The sequence below is a fragment of the Nonomuraea sp. NPDC052129 genome (assembly GCF_040680095.1).
In the GTDB taxonomy this organism is placed as follows: Bacteria; Actinomycetota; Actinomycetes; order Streptosporangiales; family Streptosporangiaceae; genus Nonomuraea.
On sequence record NZ_JBFAVX010000020.1, the window covers coordinates 14,504 to 38,850 of the forward strand.

The 24,347-nt window shown below is 70.3% G+C and carries 19 protein-coding genes; 9 read left to right on the forward strand and 10 right to left on the reverse strand.

Annotated features, from left to right (window positions below):
• Positions 1-2,208: a glycogen debranching N-terminal domain-containing protein gene (locus tag AB0L53_RS35130; protein ID WP_364003358.1), complete on the forward strand. Its 2,208-nt coding sequence runs from the start codon at positions 1-3 to the stop codon at positions 2,206-2,208.
• A 109-nt stretch (positions 2,209-2,317) separates the two neighbouring features.
• Here the strand turns inward: AB0L53_RS35130 and AB0L53_RS35135 are convergent, their stop codons facing one another.
• The 5 genes from AB0L53_RS35135 to AB0L53_RS35155 form a co-directional block, all read right to left on the reverse strand.
• A complete protein-coding gene (locus AB0L53_RS35135) occupies positions 2,318-3,364 on the reverse strand; it encodes an SDR family NAD(P)-dependent oxidoreductase (RefSeq protein WP_364003361.1) in 1,047 nt (348 codons plus the stop codon).
• A gap of 36 nt (positions 3,365-3,400) precedes the next feature.
• Entirely contained in the window at positions 3,401-4,186 is a 786-nt protein-coding gene (locus tag AB0L53_RS35140) for a chitosanase (protein WP_364003364.1), read from the reverse strand.
• A 91-nt stretch (positions 4,187-4,277) separates the two neighbouring features.
• Entirely contained in the window at positions 4,278-4,952 is a 675-nt protein-coding gene (locus tag AB0L53_RS35145; protein ID WP_364003367.1) for an FMN reductase, read from the reverse strand.
• Between the two features lie 22 nt (positions 4,953-4,974).
• On the reverse strand, positions 4,975-6,048 hold the full coding sequence (locus tag AB0L53_RS35150; protein WP_364003741.1) for an LLM class flavin-dependent oxidoreductase: 1,074 nt from the start codon (positions 6,046-6,048) through the stop codon (positions 4,975-4,977).
• A 76-nt stretch (positions 6,049-6,124) separates the two neighbouring features.
• On the reverse strand, positions 6,125-6,781 hold the full coding sequence (locus AB0L53_RS35155; RefSeq protein ID WP_364003370.1) for an NAD-dependent epimerase/dehydratase family protein: 657 nt from the start codon (positions 6,779-6,781) through the stop codon (positions 6,125-6,127).
• A 183-nt stretch (positions 6,782-6,964) separates the two neighbouring features.
• On the opposite strand from AB0L53_RS35155, the gene AB0L53_RS35160 reads away from it, so the two are divergent.
• On the forward strand, positions 6,965-7,882 hold the full coding sequence (locus tag AB0L53_RS35160) for a helix-turn-helix transcriptional regulator (protein ID WP_364003373.1): 918 nt from the start codon (positions 6,965-6,967) through the stop codon (positions 7,880-7,882).
• 2 nt (positions 7,883-7,884) lie between these two features.
• Here AB0L53_RS35160 and AB0L53_RS35165 read toward each other — a convergent pair whose 3' ends face one another.
• The 3 genes from AB0L53_RS35165 to AB0L53_RS35175 all read right to left on the reverse strand — a co-directional run bounded on the left by AB0L53_RS35165 (position 7,885) and on the right by AB0L53_RS35175 (position 11,400).
• Entirely contained in the window at positions 7,885-8,706 is an 822-nt protein-coding gene (locus AB0L53_RS35165) for an SAM-dependent methyltransferase (RefSeq protein WP_364003376.1), read from the reverse strand.
• A 285-nt stretch (positions 8,707-8,991) separates the two neighbouring features.
• On the reverse strand, positions 8,992-10,245 hold the full coding sequence (locus tag AB0L53_RS35170; RefSeq protein ID WP_364003379.1) for an amidohydrolase: 1,254 nt from the start codon (positions 10,243-10,245) through the stop codon (positions 8,992-8,994).
• Between the two features lie 144 nt (positions 10,246-10,389).
• Positions 10,390-11,400, reverse strand: a complete 1,011-nt coding sequence (locus AB0L53_RS35175) for an Lrp/AsnC family transcriptional regulator (RefSeq protein ID WP_364003382.1) — start codon at positions 11,398-11,400, stop codon at positions 10,390-10,392.
• A 251-nt stretch (positions 11,401-11,651) separates the two neighbouring features.
• Here AB0L53_RS35175 and AB0L53_RS35180 point away from each other — a divergent pair, with 251 nt between their 5' ends.
• From AB0L53_RS35180 to AB0L53_RS35205, 6 genes are all read left to right on the forward strand, one after another.
• Positions 11,652-13,193 carry an ABC transporter substrate-binding protein gene (locus AB0L53_RS35180; RefSeq protein ID WP_364003385.1) on the forward strand — a complete coding sequence of 514 codons (1,542 nt, stop codon included), beginning with the start codon at positions 11,652-11,654 and terminating at the stop codon, positions 13,191-13,193.
• Between the two features lie 27 nt (positions 13,194-13,220).
• Complete coding sequence (locus tag AB0L53_RS35185; protein ID WP_364003388.1) at positions 13,221-14,276, forward strand: ABC transporter permease; 1,056 nt, start codon at positions 13,221-13,223, stop codon at positions 14,274-14,276.
• On the forward strand, positions 14,263-15,969 hold the full coding sequence (locus AB0L53_RS35190) for a dipeptide/oligopeptide/nickel ABC transporter permease/ATP-binding protein (protein ID WP_364003391.1): 1,707 nt from the start codon (positions 14,263-14,265) through the stop codon (positions 15,967-15,969). Before AB0L53_RS35185 ends, AB0L53_RS35190 begins: the two co-directional genes overlap by 14 nt.
• Positions 15,962-16,771, forward strand: coding sequence for an ABC transporter ATP-binding protein (locus AB0L53_RS35195; RefSeq protein ID WP_364003394.1), 810 nt, complete (start codon positions 15,962-15,964; stop codon positions 16,769-16,771). Before AB0L53_RS35190 ends, AB0L53_RS35195 begins: the two co-directional genes overlap by 8 nt.
• Positions 16,768-18,033 (forward strand): amidohydrolase family protein, encoded by a 1,266-nt coding sequence (locus AB0L53_RS35200; protein ID WP_364003397.1) that lies wholly within the window; start codon positions 16,768-16,770, stop codon positions 18,031-18,033. The genes AB0L53_RS35195 and AB0L53_RS35200 overlap by 4 nt, the downstream gene beginning before the upstream one ends.
• A 110-nt stretch (positions 18,034-18,143) precedes the next feature.
• On the forward strand, positions 18,144-18,581 hold the full coding sequence (locus AB0L53_RS35205; RefSeq protein WP_364003400.1) for a hypothetical protein: 438 nt from the start codon (positions 18,144-18,146) through the stop codon (positions 18,579-18,581).
• Positions 18,582-18,587: 6 nt separating this feature from the next.
• Here AB0L53_RS35205 and AB0L53_RS35210 read toward each other — a convergent pair whose 3' ends face one another.
• Together AB0L53_RS35210 and AB0L53_RS35215 are read right to left on the reverse strand one after the other, a co-directional pair.
• On the reverse strand, positions 18,588-19,607 hold the full coding sequence (locus AB0L53_RS35210; protein WP_364003403.1) for a hemolysin family protein: 1,020 nt from the start codon (positions 19,605-19,607) through the stop codon (positions 18,588-18,590).
• Positions 19,604-20,917, reverse strand: coding sequence for a hemolysin family protein (locus AB0L53_RS35215; protein WP_364003406.1), 1,314 nt, complete (start codon positions 20,915-20,917; stop codon positions 19,604-19,606). Before AB0L53_RS35215 ends, AB0L53_RS35210 begins: the two co-directional genes overlap by 4 nt.
• A gap of 141 nt (positions 20,918-21,058) precedes the next feature.
• Here AB0L53_RS35215 and AB0L53_RS35220 point away from each other — a divergent pair, with 141 nt between their 5' ends.
• Entirely contained in the window at positions 21,059-24,235 is a 3,177-nt protein-coding gene (locus AB0L53_RS35220) for a BTAD domain-containing putative transcriptional regulator (protein ID WP_364003744.1), read from the forward strand.
• The last annotated feature ends 112 nt before the right edge of the window (positions 24,236-24,347 follow it).

The window sequence follows — 24,347 nt, forward strand, 5'->3', positions numbered from 1 at the left end:
GTGCTCGACCAAGCCACGCACCGCCTGCAACCGCTGCTGCACGACCTCGTCAGCACCGTCCTGGCACCGACGACCGCGCTGAGCGGCACCGACGGGCAGATCAGGGCGGCCGGGGTGCAGGGCCTCTTCCATGCGGACGCGAGGGCGTTGTCGCAGGTGAAGCTGGCCGTGGACGGCAGGGAACCGGAGGCGGTGGGGCACGCGGTGCAGGCCGCCGGCCGTACCAGGTTCGTGTCGCTGGTCCGCTGGCTGGGCGACCCGATCGCGGACCCCACGGTTCGCGTCGACCGCACCCGCGAGGTCTCTCCCGGACGGATGGCGGAGCTCATCGAGATCGCCTCCACCGCCACCCGCCCGGTGACGGCCACCGTCACGCTCGACCTGAGCTGCGACTTCGCCCCGATCGAGCTGGTGAAGGCCGGCGGCAGCGCCCCTCCGGCCACCGTCACCCCGGCCTCGTCCGCCGGAGGCGCTTGCCTGGAGTGGCGATCCGGCCGCATCCACGTACGGGCGACCGCCGAGCACGCCACGGCCGAGCCGCAGCCCGAGGGGCGGTTTCGGTGGGAGGTCGCGCTGGCGCCCGGTGAGCGCGTCACGCTGCGGTGGGCCGTCGTGATCGACGACCCCGAGGCTGTGGTGACCGCGCCGGTCAAGCCGCTGGAGTGGAACGTCCCGCAGGTGACGGCCGACGACGCCCGCCTCGTACGGCTGGCGGCCCGCTCGCTCGAAGACCTGCGCTCCCTCCGGCTGGCCGAGACCGGTGAGCCGGGGGACACGTTCCTGGGGGCGGGGGTGCCGTGGTTCCTGACGTTGTTCGGGCGGGACAGCCTCTGGGCCGCCAGGATGCTCCTGCCTCTGGGTACTGACCTGGCGGCGAGTACTCTGCGCGTGCTGGCCAGACGACAGGGCACCCACGTCGACCCGGCCACCGGTGAGGCGCCCGGCAAGATCATGCACGAGCTGCGCCGCCACGAGCACAGCGGCGGCGACCTGCGGCTGCCCGCCGCCTACTACGGCACCATCGACGCCACCCCGCTCTGGATCGGCCTGCTGCACGACGCCTGGCGCTGGGGCATGCCCGCCGCCCAGATCGAGCCCCTGCTCCCCGCTCTGGAGGCGGCGCTCGGCTGGCTCGGCGACCACGGGGACCCGGACGGGGACGGCTTCCTGGAGTACATCGACTCCACCGGCCACGGCCTGGCCAACCAGGGGTGGAAGGACTCGGGCGATGCGGTCCGCTTTCGCGACGGCCGCCAGGCGGAGCCGCCCATCGCGCTGGCTGAGGTCCAGGGGTACGCCTGCGCCGCCGCCAACCAGGGGGCCGCCCTGCTTACGGCGTTCGGGCGGAAGGGGGCTGAGCGGTGGCTGGACTACGCGGGCACGATGGCCGACCGCTTCCGCGCCCGCTTCTGGGTCACCCACCCCGCGCCTGCCACCGAGCGGGGGAGTGGTCATCTCGCGCCTGCCGCTGACCGGGGGAGTGGCCATCTCGCGCCGGTGGCGGGCTGGGAGAGCGGTTTTCCCGCGCTGGCCCTTGACCGCGACAAGCGGCCGGTCGACTCGCTGACCAGCAACATCGGCCACCTCCTCGGCACGGGACTGCTGTCGCCGGGGGAGGAGGCGAGGGTGGCGGAGCTGCTGGGCACCCCGGCGATGTCCGGCGCCTTCGGGCTGCGGACGATGTCGGCGGACGACGGCGCGTTCAGCCCGCTGTCCTACCACTGCGGGTCCGTCTGGTCGCACGACACCGCCATCGTCATCGCCGGACTCGCCAGGACCGGCCATGGCCGGCTGGCGGCGGAGCTGGCGCGGGGTCTGCTGACGGCGGCGGAGAGCTTCGACTACCGCCTGCCCGAGCTGCACGCGGGCGACGACCGGGACACGGTCGGCCGTCCGGTGGCCTACCCGGCCGCCTGCCGTCCCCAGGCGTGGTCGGCCGCCGCCGCCGTGACGCTGCTGCACGCGGCTGTGGGCCTGTATCCGGACGTACCGGGCGGCAAGGTGCTTGTGCGTCCTCTGACGGGAGCCCCGCTCGGCGCGGTCACGGTGCGCGGCCTGCGGGTGGCGGGCGCCGACGTCACCGTGTCGATCGACCGGTCAGGCGGAGTCCAGGTAACGGGCCTCCCACCTGGCCTGTCGGTCGAGGTGGCCGACCCCGAACTGTCGGTCGAAGTCACCGAGCCCGGCCTGCCGGTCAGGGGGCTGTAAGAGGGCAGCGGGGCGTAAGGGGTTGGTGGGGCTGCGGTCCCTCGACGGCCAGCGGCTGCGTCCGGTCCGGCCGACGGCCGCGTCCTTGACGGTTAGTGGGCCAGAGAGGTCAGGGGGCCGGGAGGACGGAGAGCTCTGCGAGTTGGGCTTGGGGTGGGGCGGTGAGGGCTGTCAGGACCATGGAGGCGACCGCGGCCGGGGGTAGGCACCGGTCGGGGTCGTACGGCGAGCCGAAGTCGGTCCGGACCTTGCGCAGCAGTTCGGTGGCCGTGGCCCCCGGGTAGATCGTGGTGACCCGGATGCCATGGGGCTGTTCCTCGTCCCGTACGGCGTCGCCCAGCTCGCGCAGTGCCGCCTTGCTGGCCGCGTAGGCGGGCCAGCCGTTGGGGCTCAGGCCGGGCGCGGCATTGATGAGAACCACCCGGCCGCGGCTCCTGCGCAGGGCGGGCAGGAGGAGGCGCAGCAGTTCGGCGGCCGAGGCGACGTTGACATTTAACGTGTCGCGCCACAGCTCCACCGTGCTGTCCGCGGTCGTCGTCACCTCGGCGATGGCCGCGCAGTGTACGAACCCGTCTAACTCCCTGATGGGCGGCAGCGCGGCGGCCAGCGTCTCCGGCCGGGCCAGGTCCGCCACGATGGCGATGACACTGCCGGGCGTGAAACCGGCGGGCGTCACATCGAGGTGCGTGACGGTGGTGGGGCTGACTTCGGCGGGAGTGACATCGGGGGGTGTGGCATCGGTGGGGATGGCCGCAGCGGGGGCGCTACCGGCAGCGGCGACGGCGGCGGACGGTACGGCCGGGCTCATGATCTCCGGCCACGGGAGATTCGCCGCGACCGGGGTGATCTCGCCCAGCCCCGCGATCCCATCCATGGCATCAGGCCCGGCGATCCGGTCCGTGCCGTCAGGTCCGGGGGTCGGGTCCGTGCCGCCAGGCTCGGTGACCTCGTCCATGGCACCGGGCCCGGCCGCTCGGTCCACGGCGGCGAGTCCGCCCGACGTGGCGAGGTCGCCTGAGGCGGCGAGTTCGCTCAGGCGGGCCGGGTCGCGGACCAGGGCCAGGACCCGGTAGCCCGCATCCAGCAGCGTCGTGGCGATGGCCGAGCCGATGCCGCCCGTCGCCCCTGTCAATAAGATCGTCCCAGTACGGGTCATGATCAGAGCGTGGCAGAGGCGCGGGCCGTACGTCTATTAGCTCTTGATCGTGTAGCTGTCGCCGTACACCTTCCAGGTCAGCGGCGGGTTCAGGTCGAGGTTGCCGTTCTTGAGGAAGACCCGCTGCTCGGTGTCGACGCGGGTGGTGTCCTCGTGCGCCTCCTCGGCCTTCATCGCGGCCTTGCGGGCGTCCAGGAACGCGTTGAGGTACGTCGTCTCGTTGCCGCCCTGCGCGGGGGTCTTGGCCTTGGACATCGCGGTCTTCCTGATGCCGCCGAAGCTGAGCTTGTCGGTGCCGGGGCCGTGCATGACGATCGCGTCGTAGTAGATGAACTGGCCCAGCGCCCGCAGTCCGTCCGTCTTGGCCTGGCTGACCGACGGGTTGAAGTAGACGCGGTCGCGCTCGTCGTTCTGCGCCGTCTGGAAGGCGGTGTCCTTGGCGGCGGTCTTCCAGTCCTTGGTGAAGTTCGGGTCGAGGCCCGCGTGCGAGTCGCTGCCGTTGACCTTGCGGAGGGCGGGGAGGTATTTGGCCAGGACATTGCCCGGCTTGCGGTTGGTGTAGAGCTCGACGAGCGCCAGCATGTCGCTGGTGCCGGAGCAGAATCCGATGATCCCGGCCGTGTAGCCGCGGCCGTCGTCGATGTCCTCGATGTAGCCGTACTGGGACTTCCAGTCGAGCGTGGAGTTCTCGGCACTGGACACCAGCTGCATGGCGATGTCCTTCTTGTGCGGATCGGTGAGGTCGACCGCGGCCTGGCTGGTGCCCGTGAGCACGAGAGTGGTGGCTAAGGTGACCAGTGTGACGAGAGTGGTTCGGAGCAACGTGATCTCCTGCTCTTCGTTAGGAAAGCTTCCTAACGAACCATACTCACAGGAGTCAACCTTCGGGGCTTTTGTTGTGAAATTGGGCCCCTTATCGGCGTAGTGCGGCGAGTTGCTGCTCGAACGGCACGACATCCAGCTCCGGCTCCGGCTGGCGGCCCGGCCCTCGGCGCGGCCTGCTGCTGGCCGCGTCGCCGAGCGCGGCCCCAGCGGGTGCCGGCGTACGGCTGCGCAGCAGGTCGGCCAGTTCGGTCGCGGCGCGGTCGATCCGCTCCGCCAGGCCGTCCGCGAAGTCGTCACCCCCGCCGCCCCAGTCCTCCGACGCCGCGTAGACGCCGGTCGGCGCCACCATGGCTCTCAGGTACGCGAACAGCGGCCGCAGCGCGTGCTCCAATACCAGCGAGTGCCGTGGCGTACCACCGGTGGCCGCGATGAGCGTCGGCTTGCCCGCCAGCGCGGTGGGCTCCACGACGTCGAAGAACGACTTGAACAGGCCGCTGTAGGAGGCGCTGAAGACGGGCGTGACCGCGATCAGGCCGTCGGCCTCCGTCACCGCCTCGATCGCCGCGCGCAGCCGGGCGCCGGGGAAGCCGGTGACGAAGTTGTTCGCGATGTCGACGGCGAGATCACGCAACTCGATCACCCGCACTGTCACCTCAGTCGGCCGGTCGGCGAGCCGCCGCACGGTCGCCTCGGTCAGGCGGTCGGCGAGCAGGCGGGTGGACGACGGCTGGGTCAGACCCGCCGTGACGACGACGAGCTTCATGAATACTCCTCCGAACTCCGTGTCAGGCAGTCTGACGGTCGCGGGTGGTGTGGACGGGACCGTCGGGCACGTCGGCGGGCCGGTTCGCCGCGAACTCCCGGCGCAGCACCGGCACGACCTCCTCCCCGAGGAGGTCGAGCTGCTCCAGGACCGTCTTCAGCGGCAGCCCCGCGTGGTCCATCAGGAACAACTGCCGCTGGTAGTCGCCGAACGACTCCCGGAACGTCAGCGTCCGGTCGATGACCTGCTGTGGGCTGCCCACCGTGAGCGGCGTCTCCTCGGTGAACTCCTCCAGCGACGGGCCGTGCCCGTACACGGGGGCGTTGTCGAAGTACGGACGGAACTCGCGCACCGCGTCCTGCGAGTTCTTCCGCATGAACACCTGCCCGCCGAGCCCCACGATGGCCTGCTCGGGCGTGCCGTGCCCGTAGTGGGCGTACCGCTGGCGGTAGAGGGTGATCAGCCGGATGAAGTGCTCCTTCGGCCAGAAGATGTTGTTGGCGAAGAACCCGTCTCCGTAGTAGGCGGCCTGCTCGGCGATCTCCGGGCTGCGGATCGAGCCGTGCCACACGAAGGGCGGCACCCCGTTCAGCGGCCGTGGCGTGGCCGTGAAACCCTGCAGCGGCGTGCGGAAACGGCCCTCCCAGTCGACGACGTCCTCGCGCCAGAGCCGGTGGAGCAGCGCGTAGTTCTCGACGGCCAGCGGGATGCCCTGCCGGATGTCCTGCCCGAACCACGGGTAGACGGGCCCGGTGTTGCCCCGGCCCAGCATCAGGTCGACCCGGCCGTCGGCCAGGTGCTGCAGCATCGCGAAGTCCTCAGCGATCTTGACCGGGTCGTTGGTCGTGATCAGCGTCGTGGCCGTGGACAGCGTGAGCCGCTCGGTCTTGGCCGCGATGTAGCCCAGCATGGTGGTGGGGGAGGACGGCACGAACGGCGGGTTGTGATGCTCGCCGGTCGCGAACACGTCCAGCCCCACCTCCTCGGCCTTGACCGCGATGGCCACCATCGCCTTGATGCGCTCATGCTCCGTCGGCGTCCTGCCGGTGGTGGGGTCCGTGGTCACGTCGCCCACACTGAAGATCCCGAACTGCATATCGTTCATCGCCTCTTATTATTGAAAGTTCAACGACCACCCAAGCAGCGGACGGTCCGAGGTTATTCCGCGCGGGTCAGCCTTGGAGGGCGTTGATCTCCAGCGGTCCGAGGATCCGCTTCGGCGCACCCTGGGCCGCGACGGTGATCATGGCCCGGCCGATCTGCTCGGTCGTGGTCACCGCCGTGGGGAAGAGCAGCCGCAGTATCGGGTAGAAGGGCGCCGTCACCACGTACGCCAGCCGATACCAGGTCGTCCGCGAGGTGACGCCGTGCATGGGCTGGATGTAGCCGGGCCGGAACATGTACGCCTCGAACGGCAGGGCCAGCAGCGCGTTCTCTGTCTGGCCCTTGACCCGGGCCCACATCGCCCGCCCGTGCTCGTCGGTGCCCACCCCGGACACGTAGACGAACGTCGAGCCGGGGTTGAGCCTGGCCAGCGTCTCGCCGGCCGCCAGCGTGAAGTCGTACGTGACGCGCCGGTAGTCCTTCTCGCTCATGCCCGCCGCGGAGACACCAAGGCAGAAGAAGCACGCGTCGTAGCCGGACAACTCGGCCTCGATCGGCGTGAGGTCGAGCAGATCCGGATGCGCGAGCTCGCGCAGCTTGTCATGGGTACGCCCGGTGGGGGTGCGGCCGACCGTGAGCACGGCCGTCACCCGGTCGTCGGCCAGGCATTCCCGGAGTACGCCCTGCCCGACCATGCCGGTGGCACCGAAGATGATGATTTTCATGCCAACTCGAAGGCTATCGCCCGATCGGAAGCAGTCAGACGGCGGTCAAGCGGCGGTCAAGCGCTGTGCCCATCCCGTGACCTGGTATTTCCGCTATTAACGTGGCTCGTGGCGGCGGAGCTGGCTAGCGTGGCAGGATTGTCGATGCGTCAGACTGCCACAGTTTCCGACTTAGGAGCGTATATGCCGAATGCTCGGAATATTGACGACCTGACCGAAATTCCAGGTTGGGAGACTCGTCAGTCCGGGCCGACAGCGCTGCGGATATTAGTGGGGAGGCAACTACGCCGGCTGCGTGAGTCGCGGGAGATCACGCGTGAAGCCGCGGGATACGCCATCCGGGGTTCGCATTCCAAAATCAGCCGCCTGGAATGCGGGCGGACCAGTTTCAAGCTGCGCGACGTGGCCGACCTGCTCACCCTCTACGGCGTGGTCGAGGAGGCCGAGCGCGAGGCCGTGCTCTCGCTGACCAAGCAGGCCAACGCGCCCGGCTGGTGGCACGAATACCGCGAGGTGGTGCCCGACTGGTTCGAGGACTACCTCGGGCTGGAGCAGGACGCGGCGATGATCCGTACGTACGAGGTCCAGTACGTCCCTGGCCTGCTCCAGACCGAGGACTACGCCCGCGCGGTGATCACCTGCGGACACCCGGGCTGCCCGCCCGAGGCGATCGAGCGCCGGCTCGCGCTCCGGACGCGCCGCCGGCGGATCCTCTCGCGGCCCATGGCGCCCAAGCTCTGGGTGGTGCTGGACGAGGCGGCCCTGCGCCGGCGGGTCGGAGACGGCGCCACGATGCGCGGGCAACTCGAGCACCTCAAGGAGATGGCGAAGCTGCCGCACGTCACCATCCAGGTGCTTCCGTTCAGCTACTGCGGTCACATCGGCGGGGTCGGTCCCATCACCATGCTGCGCTTCGCCCAGGCCGAGCTCGACGACGTGGTCTACCTCGAGCAGATCGCCAGCGCGCAGTATCTCACCAGGGCATCCGACGTGCACCCGTACCAGCACCTGATGGACGAGCTGGGCATCCACGCGCAGCCGTCGGCCGCGACCCCGGCGATCATCGACAAGATCATCGAGGGGATCGACGGCAACCTGTAGGGCTACGGTTTGCGGGCCACGGCGCAGAACGCGTCTACCTCGTCAGGAACGCCGAACACCGAGGACTCCACCCGCCACCGGGAGACGGAGACGACGCCCGGATCCACCAACTCCAGGCCGTCGAAGAACCGGGCGATCTCGTCCGGGGTGCGCAGGCGGTAGGAGTACGACTGCTCCTCGTCGTGGAGCCGTCCAGCCTCCGCGGCCGCGTCGGGTTTGATGGTGTTCGTACCGTCTTCGAACACCAGGTAGCTGCCCGACGGCAGGGCGTCCAGCAGTTGCCGCGTCAGCGCGTGTGCCTGGTCGTCGTCGAAGATCGTGCCCATCACGCCGAGGAGCATGAGCGCGGTCGGCCGGCTGAAGTCCAGCGTCTTGGCCGCGAACTCCAGGATGGCGGCCGGCTCGCGTACATCGGCCTCGATGTAATCGCAGGCGCCCCGAGGGTCACTGGCCAGGAGTGCCTGGGCGTGCACCAGCACCAGGGGATCGTTGTCGACATAGACGATGCGGCAGGACGGGTCCACCCGCTGGGCGACCTCATGGGTGTTGTCGACCGTCGGCAGCCCGGTGCCGATGTCCAGGAATTGCCGGATGCCGGCGTCCTCCGCCAGATAGCGGACGGCGCGGCCCAGGAACGCGCGGGCGTGGCGGGCGATATCCTCCATTCCCGGATAGACCTGCCGGAGTTGCTCTGCGTGCTCGCGATCTACCGGGTAGTTGTCCTTTCCGCCCAGCCAATAGTTCCACACCCGGGCCTGATGCGGCTTGTCGGCGTCGATCTTGGAGGGGGGCGCGGGATCGTTGTCGAAGGATTCATCCGCCACGACATCTTCTCCTCTTTTGTCGCTTATATATCTCTAAGCTGAGTGTCCTGGCGTCTCGTCGCGCTGTCACGCCTTAAAGCGGGATCTCCTAACCTTCCAGATGAAAATTGCCGCTTAAGACGGATGTCTGGTTGGCGCTTTCTGCCCAGAACTGTGCGCAGATGAACTGATCTTGACTGATTCCCGGGGGTTGGCGCAACTGTCACACGCCGCGCGGGGCACTCAGTCAGGTGCCGCCGGGCCCGCGGGCCAGGCGGCACAACCCGTACTCCAGAGAAGCGACGCTCAATTCTGGCGGATCAGCGAGGCGAGGATGTCGATGCCGATCGGGATCGCCTCCTCCACCACGTCGAAGTTCGCGCTGTGGTGCGGCCCTGGGCTGGCGCCGCCGATCATCAGGTACGCGCCCTTGCCCCCGCGCCGCTGCACGTGCCGGATGAGCAGGTTCGCGTCGTCGCTCCCGGCGAACGCCTGCGTCCTGATCACTTCCACCACCTCGGGCAGCGTGCCGGCCACCTCGACGATGCGGTCGATCACCTCGTCGTCAGGGGACACGGTCGAGGACTGGCCCATCACGGCGAGCGTCACCTCGACGCCCTGCGTGCGGGCGGCTCCCTCCACGATGGCCCGGATCCGGTCCACCAACTCGTCGACGACCTCGTCATCGGTGGCGCGCGCCTCGCAGGTCAGCATCGCCGCGGACGGCACGATGTTCACTCCGTCACCGGCGACGAGTGTGCCGACATTGAGCCGGGTGTCCGCGGAGCTGAAGCGGGGGATCGCCATGATCCCCAGTGCGGCCATGGCGGCGGCGAGCAGCGCGTTGCGGCCCGTCTCCGGCGAACCGGCGGCGTGGGAGGCCTTGCCGGTGAAGTCGACCTTCAGCTTGCGGGTGGCCATGCCGCCGGTGAAGCTGCCCACGACCGAGCCCAGGGCCAGTTCGCCCGCCATGTGCACGGCGAGCATGGTGTCGATCGGGTCCGCGGCCCCGGCGTCGATCATCGTCTGCGCGCCCCGTACCCCCTCTTCCGCGGGCTGGAACAGGATCCGCAGGGAGCCCGCGAAGTCGCGGTCCGCGAGACGGTGCAGCAGGCCCACGCCCATGGCGACGTTCGCGTCATGGCCGCACGCGTGCATCGCGCCGTTGGTCGCGGCGAAGCCGTTCGCGACCGGGAAGTGAGCGGGATCGTCTGATTCGCGCATCGGCAGCGCGTCGATGTCGATCCGCAGGCCCCATCGCGGGCCCGGCCGGTCGCCGGCCAGATCGACGACCATCGCGGTGCCGTTCTCCCGGAAGTATCTGGCGCTTTCGGCGGGAACGCCGGACGCGACCGCGCGAGCCTCCCACTCGTCGAGCGTTTGCGGTGACGGGTAGTTCACGACGGGGGAGAGGTCGTGGGCGTCCTTCCCGGTCAGGACACGCACCGGCAGGCCGTCGATGGCCTGTTTGATCCGGGCCGCTGTCCCGATCTCCACGAACGCGGGTTCCGGATTGCGGTGCACTTCTCGCCGAAGCGCCCTGAGCTGCTCGAAGTCCACAAGACTCCTTCTCGCCACGATGATCGACGGCCGGGCGGCCGCCTCGCTCAGGCTAGGGAAGGCACCGCGGAGCGGGGTCGATCGCGCGCGATTCTGCACGAAACACCAAATTTCCGAGCATGGTCCGCACGAAGTCGCGTCGAGCTAGTCCTCGAATACCGGCTGACCGCCGACCGGCACGTAACGCAGGCGCCGGCTGTCGAGGTCGAGGATGTAGCCGGTGCGCTTGGCGATCCTTGGCACGATCCATCGGTCCTTGATCGGCGCCTTCGGGAACAGCGAGGCCAGCTTGCCCTCGATCTCGTCCAGCTCCTGGAGGTCGCGCAACCAGAGGAAGACCGCCAGATTGGTGGCACCGGTCACCGACGCGCACATCCGTACATTCTCCAGCGACCGGAGCATGGAGACGAGGCGTTCCATCTCGGAGTGCTGGACGTCGAGCCACAGCACCGCCGCGGCCGACCAGCCCATGAGGGTGTGCGCGAAGTCGACGCGCCATCTGACCCAGTCCGCCGCGAGCAGCGCGTCGATGTCCCGGGAGATCACCGAGATCGAGCGGCCCAGCTCTCGCTGCATGTCGGCGGCCGTCCGGCGTACGTCCGTGCTGAGCGCGGTGATCACGTCGCGGTGGGTGGGCTTGCGGTGTTCGGGTGGTTCGGACGGCCGGAGCAGGCGCAACGCCTCGACCTGCTGGTCGGACAGCGCGTTGAGCCGCCAGCCCGATCCTTCGAGGAAGATCCGCCGCAGATAGTGCGTCTGAGTGCCGACGATGCCGGGGATCACGGCGATGTGCTCATCGATGTAGCGGTCCATGGACAGCAGGGTGTGCGTCGAGACCATGATGTAGAGATCGCGGGGGCCCGAGGTGCAGTGCACGCTGAAAATGGGTCCCTGCCGGCCGAGTTCGGCGATCACGTCGACGCGTCGGCCGGGGGCGCACCGGATCTCGACCAGAGCCGAGACCTCTCGCCCATGGGACCGCTGCCCGTCGGCCTCGAAGCAACTCGTCCACACCTGCCGCTCGTGGGTGAGCGCCGACCATCGACGGGAAATCGTCGAAGGATCAACCCTAAGAATCCTCCCCAGTTGCGCCCAAGTGACCCGAGGGTGGATCTGGAGCGCGTTGATGATCTGAAAGTCCAGCCCGTCCACCATCCGTCCATCATGCAGGAAAGGCCAGGTCCTCCCCTCAATCGGGCACCTCCGCAGATGTCACCACAAGATCAATTAAGTGTCGGGTGCCCGTAACGCGCGGGAAACCTGCGGTAGGCGGCCTTTCCGGAAGGATCGTGCACCCGACCCGCCTTATCCCTCAATTCCGTGCAAAGTGGGTCGCGAAAACCCGCCACGTAGCACGCAGAACCTAAGCTCACGCCATTCCTTTCGCGGTTGGACCTGGAGGATTGGTGTATCGCAAATCGATTCTTGCGCTGTCGGTGACGGCCGCGGTCGCGCTGGGCGCGGTCGGCTGTGGTGCCGGTGGGGGAACCACCGACACCATCAATATGTCGCTGAACACCGATCCGGCGACCTTCGACCCGGCGCTCGCCAAGGGCGGCGACGACTTCACCGTGGCGCGACTGCTGTTCGACACGGTGGTACGCAAGGACGCGGGCAACACCCTCGCGGGCGGGATCGCGTCCTCGTGGACCGCCGAGGACGCCGCGCACTACACGCTCACCATCCGCAACGGACTGAACTGCTCGGACGGTTCGCCGATCACGCCGACCGTGGTGGCGGCCTCACTGACGCGGTTCGCGGCCAAGGAGACGAGCTCCTCGGGCCGTACGCTGGCCCTGGGCGGCGCCACCGCGACGTTCACCCCCGATGACAAGGCGGGCACGGTGAAAGCCGAGTTGTCCGCTCCGTGGTCCGACTTCCTCACCGGGCTGACCCTGCCGCAGGCCGGGATCGTGTGCCCGGCGGGCCTGAAGGACACCAAGGGACTCGCGGCGGGCAAGGTCGCCGGCGCGTTCTCCGGCCCCTACTCCCTGACGGCCTCGCAGCCCGCGGTCTCCTACCAGCTGTCGCTGCGCGAGGGCTATGCGGCCTGGCCGAAGTTCGCCAAGCCCCTGACGGGCGTGGCCGCCAAGCAGGTGACCCTGACGCCGATCACCGACTACGCGACGATCGCCACCCAGTTGCTGGCCGGCAGCCTGGATGTCGGGACGATCAGCGACGAGAACGTGGCCCGCTTCGACGGCAACAAGGCGTTCACCTCGTCGGTCGCCTCGAACACCACGACGTACCTGCTGTTCAACGAGCGTCCGGGGACGGTGTTCGCGGACAAGCCGGAGCTGCGCACCGCGGTGGCCCAGGCCATCGACGCGAAGGCCTTCAGCGACATCATCAGCGGCAAGCGCGGCAGCACGACCCTGTCGGTCGGGTCGGCCAAGCTGGCCTGCGTCAACACCGACAAGTCGCTGCTGGTCGCCCAGGATCTCGCCGCCGCCACCAAGAAGCTGACCGGGGTCCGCTTCCGCATCGTCGGCACCACCCTGCTGCAGGGCGGCAACGACTACATCGCCGAGGCGCTGCGCAACGCCGGCGCCACCGTGACCGTCGACTCGCTCGACAACGCCAACTGGGCCACGCTGACCACGGCCGGCGGCAAGGACTGGGACATCAACGTCCAGGGCGACAACAACCAGCTGGGCGTCCTCACCTCCTCCCTGCTGCGGGTGATGGGCCCGGCCACCGAGGACGGCGGCCGCAACAAGACGGGCGAGCCCAACAAGGAGGGGTACGGCTTCGTCACCAAGGCGATGAGCGAGATCGACCGTAACGCGCAGTGCTCGGCCCTCCAGTCCGCGCAGAAGTCGTTCCTCGAGCGGGTGGACGCGATCCCGCTGGCGACCCTGCCCGCCACCACAGTCGCCGCCGCCGGGTTCGACATCAGGACCTTCGACGACTACCTCGACCCCGCCACGCTCCGCATCGTCAAATAGCTCCAATAGCCGGAAGGCGCGTCAGTCATGGCCTCTCTCGATTCCACGCGTGCTCTGGGAGTCCCCCCACCGGACCCCCTGACCGGAGCGCGGCAGCGTCCGGCACGGATCTCCTCCGCCTGGCTCCGGTTCGCCGTGCGGCGGCTCGCCAGCCTGGTGATGATCTTCGTCGCGCTGCTGGTCGTGTCGTTCCTGATCGTCCAGCTCATCCCCGGTGATCCGGCGGTCGGCATCGCCGGCGCCAACGCCGATCTCGCCGACATCCAGCGCATCAGGACTGAGCTCGGACTCGATCGCCCGATCTGGGAGCGATTCCTCGACCACGTGGGCGGCGTCTTCTCCGGGGACCTCGGTACGTCCTTCATGTACCGGCAGCCGGTGTCGTCGCTCATCGTGAACCGCCTGCCCTTCACCGCGACCATCGCGGTGACCGGCATCGTCCTGGTCCTGGTGATCTCGGTCCCGCTGGGCATGGTCATCGGGGTGCTCACGCGTGGCGGCCGGCGCAAGTTGCTGGACGTGGCCTTCGGTATGGTCACCGGTTTCCTGGATTCGATTCCCGGCTACATCATGGCGTCGTTCCTGGTTGTGACGTTCGCGCTCGGCATCGGGCTGGTGCCGCTGTTCCCTCCGGCCTACACACCCCGCTTCGGGGCCGCGTCGTTCGTGCTCCCGGTCGTGGCCATCGCGATCGGCCCGATCTGCACCATCTCCCGTGTCGTCCGTCGCGAGATGGCGGTCGTGCTGGAGACCGACTACATGCGGACGGCCCGGGGCTGGCGGCTGCCCGCCCTCCGGCGCCACGTCCGCTGGGCGCTGCCGAACCTGCTCACCACCACGCTCACCCTGAGCGGGCTGATCCTGACCGGCATGGTCGGCGGCGCGATCATCATCGAATCGGTGTTCGCGCTGCCGGGCCTGGGCAGCGGCATCATCAAGGCCATCCTCGACCGCGACTATCCGGTCATCCAAGGCATGGTCCTCGTCATCGGCATGATCACCGCGATCATCAACCTCCTCGTTGACGTCCTGCTCGGACTGATCGACCCACGGACCCTCGGGGGGTCGCATGTCTCCGCGTAGCCGTTCGCGCCGCTGGAACCCCGGGCTCGTGCTCGGCCTGGGCGTGCTGGGCTGCGTCGTGCTGATCGCCGTACTGGCCCCGATCCTGTTCGCCGGCCAGGCGAACGCGCTGGGCCCGCGGTTCGCCGCGCCCTCGTCGGATCACCCGCTCGGCACCGACGCGGCCGGCCACGACGTCCTGCTGCGCAGCCTGGTCGCCACCCGCCTCACCCTGCTGATGACGGTCGGCGCGACGGCCATAGCGGTCGTCCTCGGTGTGGTCCTGGGTACGGGCGTCTGGCTCGTACCGCCCCGGGTCAGGGAGATCTGCCTGCGGGTGATCGACGCGATGGTGGCCTTCCCCGGGCTGCTGCTCGCGCTCGTCGTGGCGGCCGTGCTCGGCGCGGGCGGCTCCTCAGCGGTGATCGCCATCGGCCTGTCCGGTATCCCCTACTTCGCCCGCCTGACCGCGAACCTCGCCGCTAAGGTCTCCCAGCAGGAGTACGTCTCGACCGCCCGCCTCCTGGGCGTGAGCCACGGCCGGATCGCGATCAGGCACATGCTGCCCAACATGGCCGAGCCGCTGCTCGTGCTGTCGGCCTCGACGTTCGCGGCCACGCTCACGGCCATCTCGGCGCTGTCGTTCGTGGGCCTCGGCGTCCAGTCGCCCTCCTACGACTGGGGCAAGCTGCTGAACGAGGCCCTGCCGTCGCTCCTGGCGGGCCGGCCTTTCCAGATGGCGGGCTCGGCGGCCCTGGTCATCCTGACCGGGCTGGGCGCGGTCCTGATCGGCGACGGACTCGCCGCTGCGGCGAACCCCCGGGGGCGCACGACGGCGAGCCGGAGCGCGGCACCCCCCACCACCCGGGACGAGGCGGCGCCGGAGAGCGACCACCTCGCCGACGTCCGCGACCTGTGGATCCACTCGGGCGACGAACCGCTGGTCAAGGGCATCTCCTTCGGCATCAGGCGCGGTGAGATCGTCGGCATCGTGGGTGAGAGCGGCTCGGGCAAGACCCTCACCGCGATGTCGCTCGCGCAGCTGCTGCCGGACGGCCTGACCTCGACGGCCGCCCGCATGGCCATCGGCGATCTGGACCTGCGCCGGCCCGTCGCGCCGGCGCTCATGGCGGAGGCGGTCAGCCTGATCTACCAGGACCCGGGCTCGACGTTCAATCCCGCGCTCCGCATGGGCGGTCAGCTCACCGAGGTGCTGCGCACTCACAAGGGCCTCGGCGCGCAGGCGGCCAGGCAGCGCGTGCTCGACGCGCTCAAGGTGGTCCAGATGACCAGGCCCGAACACCGCATGAAGCAGCACCCGCACGAGCTCTCCGGCGGCATGCGGCAGCGGGCGATGATCGCGACCGCGCTGGCCGTCGAGCCGCGCCTGATCATCGCCGACGAGCCGACGACGGCCCTGGACGTGACCGTCCAGGCCGAGATCCTGCGCGAGCTCAAGCGGGTCAACAGCGAGTTCGGCGCCTCGATCGTGTTCATCTCGCACGACATCGGGGTGGTACGCGCGCTGTGCGACCGCGTCCTCGTGATGTACCACGGGGAGATCGTGGAGGAGATCGCCGCGGCGGACCTCGCCGTGGAGACCGTCCGCCACCCGTACACGAAGAAACTCCTGGAAGCCGCACCCGACATCGACGGCCCCGTGGCTGACCGGCCCGGCGACCCGGAGCACGCGAAGGAGCACTCGCATGGATGAGGCGATCGCCGTCGAGGTCCGCGACCTCGAGGTGGGCTACGGCTGGGGCGGCAACGCGACGCGCATCCTGCACGGCATCACGATGGACGTCGCCCGGGGCCGTACGGTCGGCATCGTCGGAGAGTCCGGATCGGGCAAGTCGACGCTGGCCAAGGCGCTGGTCGGGCTCGTCCGGCCGTCTGCGGGCAGCGTCAAGGTCGGCGGCCTGCACGTGTCCTCCGCACGCGGCGCGGACCGCCGGGCGATGCGGCGGAAGGTCCAGATGATCCCGCAGGACCCCTACTCCTCACTTGATCCCCGCCGCACGATCGGCGAGGCGCTCGCCGAGGCCGTGGACCCGCGCCGGGCCAAGGTGAAGACGCACCGGGACGAGATCGTCCACTGGCTGGAGACCGTCAGGATGCCGGCCGACACCATCGACCGCTATCCCCACGAGTGCTCCGGAGGGCAGCGGCAACGGGTCGCGATCGCCCGCGGCCTGATGATCCGGCCCGAGGTGGTGATCGCCGACGAGATCACCTCGGCGCTCGACGTCTCGGTCCAGGCGGAGATCCTCAACCTCCTGGCGAGCCTGCGCCGCGAACTCGATCTGACCATGGTGTTCATCTCGCACAACCTCGCCGTCATCCGGCACGTGAGCGACGAGGTCGTGGTGCTCTACCACGGCGACATCGTCGAGCAGGCCCCGGCGGCGGATCTGTATCAGCGCCCGCGGCACGAGTACACGCGCACCCTGCTCGACTCGGTGCCGGGCGCACCAGGCTTCGACATCCGGCCCAGGCCACGGAAGGACGCCTCTTGAGGCTGCAGCGCAATCTTCGGCTCACCAACGTCAGGATCATCGACGGCAGGGGAGGGCCGCCCATCGAGGACGGCGTGCTGGAGGTGACCTCGGACGGCGTCATCGGGTTCGTCGGCAGGGCGGCCGAGGCCCCGGACGGCCGCGACGCGGACGTACGCGATCTGCGGGGCCGGACGCTGCTGCCCGGATTCGTCGACTGTCATGTGCATCTGGGGTTCGCCCTGGCGAACGGGCCGTACCACCGTCTCCAGAACGACCCGGCCCTGATTCACCTCGAGTCCGCCGCGCGGATCCGGGAGACGCTCGAGGCGGGCATCACCAGCGCGCGCGATCTAGGCGGGCTGTCCGCAGGCTTTCGCGAGGCGATCGAGCGCGGGCTGATTGCCGGACCCCGGCTGAAGCTGGCGGTGAGCCCGATCAGTCACACCGCGGGCCACGGGGACTTCCACGTGCCCGGCGGAGAGGTCGCCTACACCGTGCCCGAGCTGATCGAGCTGGCCGACACCGTGGAGGAGGTCCGCCGGGCGACGCGCCGGGTGCTCCGCCAAGGGGCCGACCTCGTCAAGATCTGCACCAGCGGTGGCATGGGCAGCAGGCACGACCATCCCGACGACGAGGGCCTGCGCCTGGACGAGGTACGGGCGATCGTCGACGAGCTCGACCGGCACGGCGGCAAGCCGATCGCCGCCCACGCGCAGGGGCGCGTGGGGATCCTGACCGCCCTGCGGGGCGGGGTGACCAGTGTCGAGCACGGGTACGGCATCGACGACGAAGGGCTCGATCTCCTGGAGGAGCGCGGCGCCTTCCTCGTTCCGACCCTGTCGACCGTGTTCGCGATCGACAAGGAGAAGATGCAGCCGTACCACTACGCCAAGAAGGTGAAGTGGTCCGAGATCACCAAGAAGAACATCGGTCACGCGATCGCGCGCAAAGCCAAGATCGCCCTGGGCACGGACGCCGGTGTCTGCCCGCACGCGCGGAACCTGCGCGAGCTCGGCCATCTCGTCGAGCTCGGCATGTCCCCGATGGACGCCCTCGTCGCCGGTACCCGGACCGGGGCCGAGGCGCTCGGCATCTCCGACGAGGTGGGCACGCTGGAGACGGGCAAGCTCGCCGACCTCGTGGTCACCGACGCCGATCCGCTGCGCGACATCCACGCGCTGGCCGATCCCGCGCACATCGAGATCGTGATGCAGGCGGGCGTCGTCATGAAGGACGACGTCATGAATAAGCTCGGGAAGGCCGACGGGCTGTCCCGCTGAGCGGGAGCCTGCTCGGCCATGGCACGCGCCGCCGTGAGGGGGTGGCGCAGCCCGGATCTGTCGTTCACGATGAGGGCTCGGATCACCATGACAGGGAAGGGTCAAATCGCATGCGTTTACCTGTTCACCTGGCGCTGGGCGCCCTGGTCGCCGCCGCTCTGCTGACGGTCCAGCCCGTGGCGTCGGCCCAGGCGGCGGTGAGGTTCCACGCCGACTCCGGCGACTCATGCCTTCGCGGGATCACCGAAGGGACGCTGGACTGGCCGACCGTCAAGGTCGACGGGTACCTGTCCGATGACGCCGCCCTCTCGCCCTGCTCTCGGGACGGCATGTACTCCCGCGCCGTCTTCAACGCCTACAACGGCGCCACCCTCGTCGACTCGGAGACCTACAAGGCGGACGACGCCCAGGTCCCGCTCTCCTTCTCGCTGTCGGATCCGGCGGGGGTCGCCGCCATCGATCGTGTGGTCGTACAGGTGTGCCGGTTCAGCAGTTCGCCGATCGGGGTCAGCTACTGCGGCAAGGCCGCGGAGTACAAGATGCCCTGAATATCGTCATGAAGGGCCTCTGGAAGGCTGGCGAACTATCCCGCTGAGCACGTCGTCCAGGGTGACCACGCCGAGCACCTGCCCCTTGTCGCCGGTCACGGCGGCGAGCTGGGCGCGGCGCTGACGCATGGTCGCCAGGACGTCCGCGAGCGTCGCCGTGCCGGCGATCAGCGGCAGGGCGCGGATCGGCAGCGGCTGACGGGTTCCGTGCCCGTTGAGCGCGTCCAGGACGTGCAGGTAGCCGCGCAGCTCGGCGGGGCTGTCACCGTGCACGGGGAAGCGGGAATGCCCGTGGCGGCCCGAGTATTCCTGCAGCCCGAGGCTGTCGATCGTCGCGGGGACGCTCACCACCTCGCCGATGGGCACCATGACCGTGCGGACCGGCCGGGCCTGCAGCGCGAGCGTGGCGATCATCCGGTCCCGCTCGTCCTGCCGCAGCAGTTTGTGCCGGCGGGACTCCTCGATCAGCACCGGCAGCTCCGCCGAGGTGTAGACGGTGTGGATCTCGTCGGTCGGCGGGATCCGCAGCAACCGCAGCGCCGCGCCCGCCATGGCCTGGATCAACGTGAGCACCGGGCCGATCGCCCGGGCCAGAACGAACAACGGGGGCACCAGCCACAGCGCCGCCGTGTCCGGGCCGGACAGCGCCAGGTTCTTCGGCACCATCTCCCCGATGATCACGTGCGCGGACACCACCAGGAGCAGCGCCAGCGTGAAGGCGACCGGATGCACCATCTTCTCGGGCAGCCCCACGGCCGCGAACAGCGGCTCCACCGCCCGCGACACCACCGGTTCGCCGAACGCGCCGAGCATCAGCGAGGCCAGCGTCACGCCCAGCTGGGCCGCGGCGAGCATCTTGGGCACCGTGTTCATGGCGGCGAGCACCGCCTGCGCCCGGCGCGAACCCACCCGCGCCTGCGGCTCGAGCTGGGTGTGGCGCGCCGAGATGAGGGCGAACTCGGCGCCCACGAAGAACCCGTTGACCGCCAGAAGCAGCACCAGGGCCAAGCCGTCGCCGATGGTCACGGATGCTCCCGCCTCGGCGCGGTGAGGGTGACCTGCTCGACCCGCCGGCTACGCATGGCCTCCACCCGGAGCGTCCACCCGCCCACCTCCACCTCGTCGCCCGGATCGGGGATGCGGCCGAGCCGGGCCAGCACCAGCCCCGCGAGCGTCTCGTAGGGCCCCTCGGGCATGCGGAAGCCGGTACGTTCCTCGGCCTCGTCCGCCGTCAGCACGGCTGGCACGCTCACCGAGGCGCCCGGCGCGAGCAGCGCGGCCTTGGGCTCGGCCGACGCCTCCTCCGGCAGGTCGTACTCGTCGGCGATGTCGCCGATCAGCTCCTCCACCAGGTCCTCCGCGGTGACGACGCCCGCGAAGCCGCCGTACTCGTCGATCACCACGGCCATCTCGACGCCCGTCGAACTGAGCCGTTCCTGGACCACCTCCAGGCTCACCGACTCGGGCACCTGAACCGCCGGCCGGACGATCGCGGCCACCGGCGTCCGCTCCCGTTCCTCCTCCGGCACGGCGCACGCGCGCGGCACGCTCGCCACGCCGAGGATGTCGTCCAGTTCCGTACCGCACACGGGGATGCGCAGATGCCGGGTACGGCGGGCCAGCCTGAGGAACTCGGCGACACTGGTGGATCCGGCTATGGTCACGCAGTCAGTACGGGGGGTCATGGCCTCCGCGGCGATCTTGCCGCCGAAGCGCAGAGCCCGCTGGAGCATGGCGGCCGTGCTCGGCTGGAGCGCCCCCGCCTCCGCCGACAGCCGGACGAGCAGGCTCAGCTCCTCGGGAGAGCGGGCCGAGGCGAGCTCCTCCTGCGGCTCGGCCCCCAGCCATCGGACGATGCCGTTGGCCACCGCGTTGCACAGCTTGATCAGCGGCCCGAACGCGGCGGAGAACACCCGCTGCGGCGGCGTCGCCACCCTGGCCACGGCCATCGGCCTCGACAGGGCGGCGTTCTTGGGCACCAGCTCGCCCAGGACCATCTGCGCCACCGTGGAGATGACGATCGCCAGGGCGACGGCGACGCCGGGAGCGGCGGGGACGCCGCCCAGAAGCGGCTCCAGCAGGCCGGCGATGGCGGGCTCGGACACGACGCCGAGCAGCAGCGACGTGACGGTGATGCCCAGCTGCGCCCCGGACAGGTGGAACGACAGCCGCCGCACCGCGGCCTCGATCCCCTGCGCGCCCCGGTCTCCGGACTCGGCCAGCTGGTGGACCCGTACGCGCTCGACCGTCACCAGGGAGAACTCCGCCGCGACGAAGATCCCGTTGGCCACGATCAAGGCCAGCGCCCCGAGCAGAAAGACCACATTCAGGATCACGGGCGAAAGCTAGCACCGGTGAAGGACTGGTGGAAGCCAACGCGGCGCGACGACCGGCACCCGCTGGGGTTGAGGACCGGCATCCGCTGGCGTCGTGGACGGGAGTCGCCCGGTGAGTGGGAAGCTTGGGGCGTGCGTGTGATGCTGCTGGGTCCGTTCGAGACGCGGGCCGACGACGGCCGTCCGATCGAGATCCCGGGCACGAAGTTGCGCGCGCTGCTGGCCAGGCTCGCGCTGGAGGCGGGCCGGGTCGTGCCGGTGGAGGTTCTCATCGCGGCCATCTGGGGCGATGAGCCGCCGGCGGGCAGCGCCAACGCCCTGCAGGCCCTGGTCTCCCGCACCCGCCGGTTGGTCGGCGCCGCGACCATCGAGTCGCAGCCGCCCGGCTACCGGCTGGCGATCGAGCCCGCCGAGGTCGACGTCACACGCTTCGAGAGGCTGGTGAGCGCCGGCGACCTCGCGGCGCTGCGGGCGGCCGAAAGCCTGTGGCGCGGGCCCGCGTTCGCGGAGTTCGCCGACCTGCCGTTCGCCGCCCACGAGGGAGTACGCCTGGCCGAGCTGCGCCTGTCGGCCGCCGAACAACGACTGGAGCTCGAACTCGCCGAAGGCACGGACGTCCTCGCCGAGCTGCGCCCGCTGGCCGCCGCCCATCCTTTGCGCGAGCGCCTGCAGGGCCTGCTGATGCGGGCGCTGTACGCGGCCGGACGGCAGGCGGACGCGCTGGACGCCTACGAGCGGACCCGGTGCACCCTGGCCGACGAGCTGGGTGTCGACCCGTCGGCGGAGCTGGCCGAGGTCCACCTGAGCCTCCTCCGGCACGACCCTCAGCATCATCCTCGCCGTCGAACCCGGCGTACCAATCTGCGCGCCCAGGTGACCAGCTTCGTCGGCCGGGAGGAGGAGCTGGCGCAGCTGGCCAAGGCGCTGGAAGCCGCCCGCCTGGTCACCGTCGTCGGGCCGGGCGGCGCGGGCAAGACCCGGCTGGCCACCGAGGTCGCCCAGCGCTCCGCCGAGCTCGCCCCCGACGGCGTCTGGCTGGTCGAGCTGGCGGCGGTGACGGAGCCGCTCGACGTGGCCCACGCGGTGCTCACGGCGATCGGCGCCAGAGACTCCGGCTGGTTCGAGCCGGCGCCCGCCGACGGCACCCCGGCCCGCGGCATCGCGGCTCGCGACGCCCCGGCTCGTGACGTCATGGACCGGCTGGCAGAGGCGCTGGACCGGCTGTCCGAGGAGCTGGACGGCCGGCGGGTGCTGCTCGTCCTGGACAACTGCGAGCACGTCGTGTCGGCTGTCGCGCACCTGGCCGACCGGCTGCTCGGCGCCTGTCCCGACCTGCGCGTCCTGGCGACGAGCCGGGAGTCGATGGCCATCGCGGGGGAGAGCCTCTATCCCATCCCGCCTCTGGAGTGGCCGGCGGCCGCGGTGCGGGATCCGCAGTCCTATCCGGCCGTGCGGCTCTTCGTCGAGCGCGCGGCCTTGGTCCGCCCCGGATTCGTACTGAACGAGGACAACACGGGCACGGTCGTCGAGATCTGCGGGCGGCTCGACGGGATGCCGATGGCCATCGAGCTGGCCGCCGCGCGGATGCGCGCGTTGAGCGTCGAGCAGATCGCCGCCAAGCTCGACGACCGGTTCCGCCTGCTCAGCAGTGGCAGCCGTACGGCGCTGCCCCGGCATCAGACCTTGCAGGCGGTCGTGGACTGGAGCTGGGACCTGCTGTCCGGCCGCGAACGCGAACTCGCGATGCTCCTGGCCGCCTTCCCCGGCGGCGCCACGCTGGACGCGCTCGAAGCGGTGAGCGTACATACCGCCGACGGCACGCTCGAAGAGGCCAGTGGGCCGGACGCCGCCGACGTGCTGGACGTCCTTACCGCCCTGGTGGACAAGTCCCTGGTCGAGCCGTCCGGTGAGCGCTACCGCATGCAGGAGACCGTCCGGTCGTACGGGATGGCGCGGCTGACCGAGGCCGGTCAGGACCGGGCCGTCCGAGACCGGCACGCCCGCCACTTCCTCCGGCTCGCCGAGACCGCCGACCCCGAGCTGCGCAAGGCGGACCAGCTCCACTGGCTGGCGCGGCTGCGGGCCGAGGACGACAACCTCCTGGCCGCGATGCGGCTCGCGGCCGAGGTCGGGGACGCGGAGCTGGGCGTACGGCTCCTCGCGGCCGTCTGGTGGTTCTGGTACCTGGAGGGCAGGTCCCTCGAAGGCATGCACTGGGCGCGCGGCGTCCTCGACCTGCCCGGCGAGGTGCCCGAGGCCCAGCGCCCGGTGCGGCTGGTGCTGGAGGCGTTCGCCCACCACGGGCTCGGTGCGGTCGAGGCGGCCCAGCAGGCGATGTCCACCGGCCTGGAGCTGCGCGACCGGCTGGGCGGCGGGGTGTCCGGGTGGGTTCTGCTGCTCTTCGCGCCCATCTGGCTGGGCGATTCCGCGGGCGCCGCGCGTTCGGCCGATCGGCTGCTGCCGGGGCTCACCGGCTGGGAGCGCGCGACGACGCTGATGACGCAGTCGATCGTGGCGGAGTACGAGGGCGAGGTCGCTCACGCCTTTACCCTCCTGGACGAGGCCCGCCGGGAACTGGAGGCCCTCGGCGAACGCTGGGCCCTGTCCTCGGCGTTACGCGTACTCGCCGAGCACCACGCCCGCCAGGGCGACCTGAGCGCCTCGATCGACGCGCGGCTGGAAGCGCTCCGCCTGGCCGGCGAGCTCGGCATTCTCGAGGATCAGGCGGCCATCCTGGCCGGCCTCGCGATCACCCGCGCGCGGCTGGGCGAGCTCGACCGGGCACAGAGCGACATGCTCGCGGCCTGGGACTTCGCGGAGCAGCTGCGCAAGCAGGAAGGCATCGAGTACATCCGGCTGGCGCGGGCCGAGGTCCTGCTCAGAACCGGCGATCGGGCGGCTGCCCGGCGCGAGCTCGATGCGGTGGAGGCCATGACCCTGCACTCCCCGGTCCGGGCGTCGGCCGGCTGCTACCGGGCCATGGCCGCCCTGCTCGACGGCGACGTGGAAGGCGCCCGGCCGCTCCTCGACACCGCGATCGAGCTGGCCGCCGACGCGGTGGACATGCCGACCCTGGCCGGCGCGGCACACCTGCGCGCCGCGCTCGCCCTGGCCGACGCCGACCCCACGCGCGCCGCCCACCTGCTCGGCCTGGCCACCGCACTGCGGGGGACGACGGACCTGAGCGGCTTCGACAACCTGCTGCGACCCACCGAACGCGCCCGCGCCCTACTCGGTGAGGCGGCCTTCACCACGGCCTACGACCGCGGTGCCGCACTCACACGTGACGCCGCGATCCAGGCCGTACGCGGCCACTAGCGCGATGTCCACGACCGTTCGCCTCCTCTCCCTCCGGAGGGGGCGTCCCCGCAGGCGTGACAGACCGTCTCCCTCCTGGGGGCCTCTGCCACGACGGGCCGTCACCGAGCTC

What these genes read in the sequence shown, in the direction of transcription:
- AB0L53_RS35135 (WP_364003361.1), bottom strand. Translation starts at nt 3,364, where the DNA reads ATGACCCGTACTGGGACGATCTTATTGACAGGGGCGACGGGCGGCATC.
- AB0L53_RS35145 (WP_364003367.1), bottom strand. Translation starts at nt 4,952, where the DNA reads ATGAAGCTCGTCGTCGTCACGGCGGGTCTGACCCAGCCGTCGTCCACC.
- AB0L53_RS35150 (WP_364003741.1), bottom strand. Translation starts at nt 6,048, where the DNA reads ATGCAGTTCGGGATCTTCAGTGTGGGCGACGTGACCACGGACCCCACC.
- AB0L53_RS35155 (WP_364003370.1), bottom strand. Translation starts at nt 6,781, where the DNA reads ATGAAAATCATCATCTTCGGTGCCACCGGCATGGTCGGGCAGGGCGTA.
- AB0L53_RS35160 (WP_364003373.1), top strand. Translation starts at nt 6,965, where the DNA reads ATGCCGAATGCTCGGAATATTGACGACCTGACCGAAATTCCAGGTTGG.
- AB0L53_RS35175 (WP_364003382.1), bottom strand. Translation starts at nt 11,400, where the DNA reads ATGGTGGACGGGCTGGACTTTCAGATCATCAACGCGCTCCAGATCCAC.
- AB0L53_RS35185 (WP_364003388.1), top strand. Translation starts at nt 13,221, where the DNA reads ATGGCCTCTCTCGATTCCACGCGTGCTCTGGGAGTCCCCCCACCGGAC.
- AB0L53_RS35190 (WP_364003391.1), top strand. Translation starts at nt 14,263, where the DNA reads ATGTCTCCGCGTAGCCGTTCGCGCCGCTGGAACCCCGGGCTCGTGCTC.
- AB0L53_RS35195 (WP_364003394.1), top strand. Translation starts at nt 15,962, where the DNA reads ATGGATGAGGCGATCGCCGTCGAGGTCCGCGACCTCGAGGTGGGCTAC.
- AB0L53_RS35205 (WP_364003400.1), top strand. Translation starts at nt 18,144, where the DNA reads ATGCGTTTACCTGTTCACCTGGCGCTGGGCGCCCTGGTCGCCGCCGCT.
- AB0L53_RS35220 (WP_364003744.1), top strand. Translation starts at nt 21,059, where the DNA reads ATGCTGCTGGGTCCGTTCGAGACGCGGGCCGACGACGGCCGTCCGATC.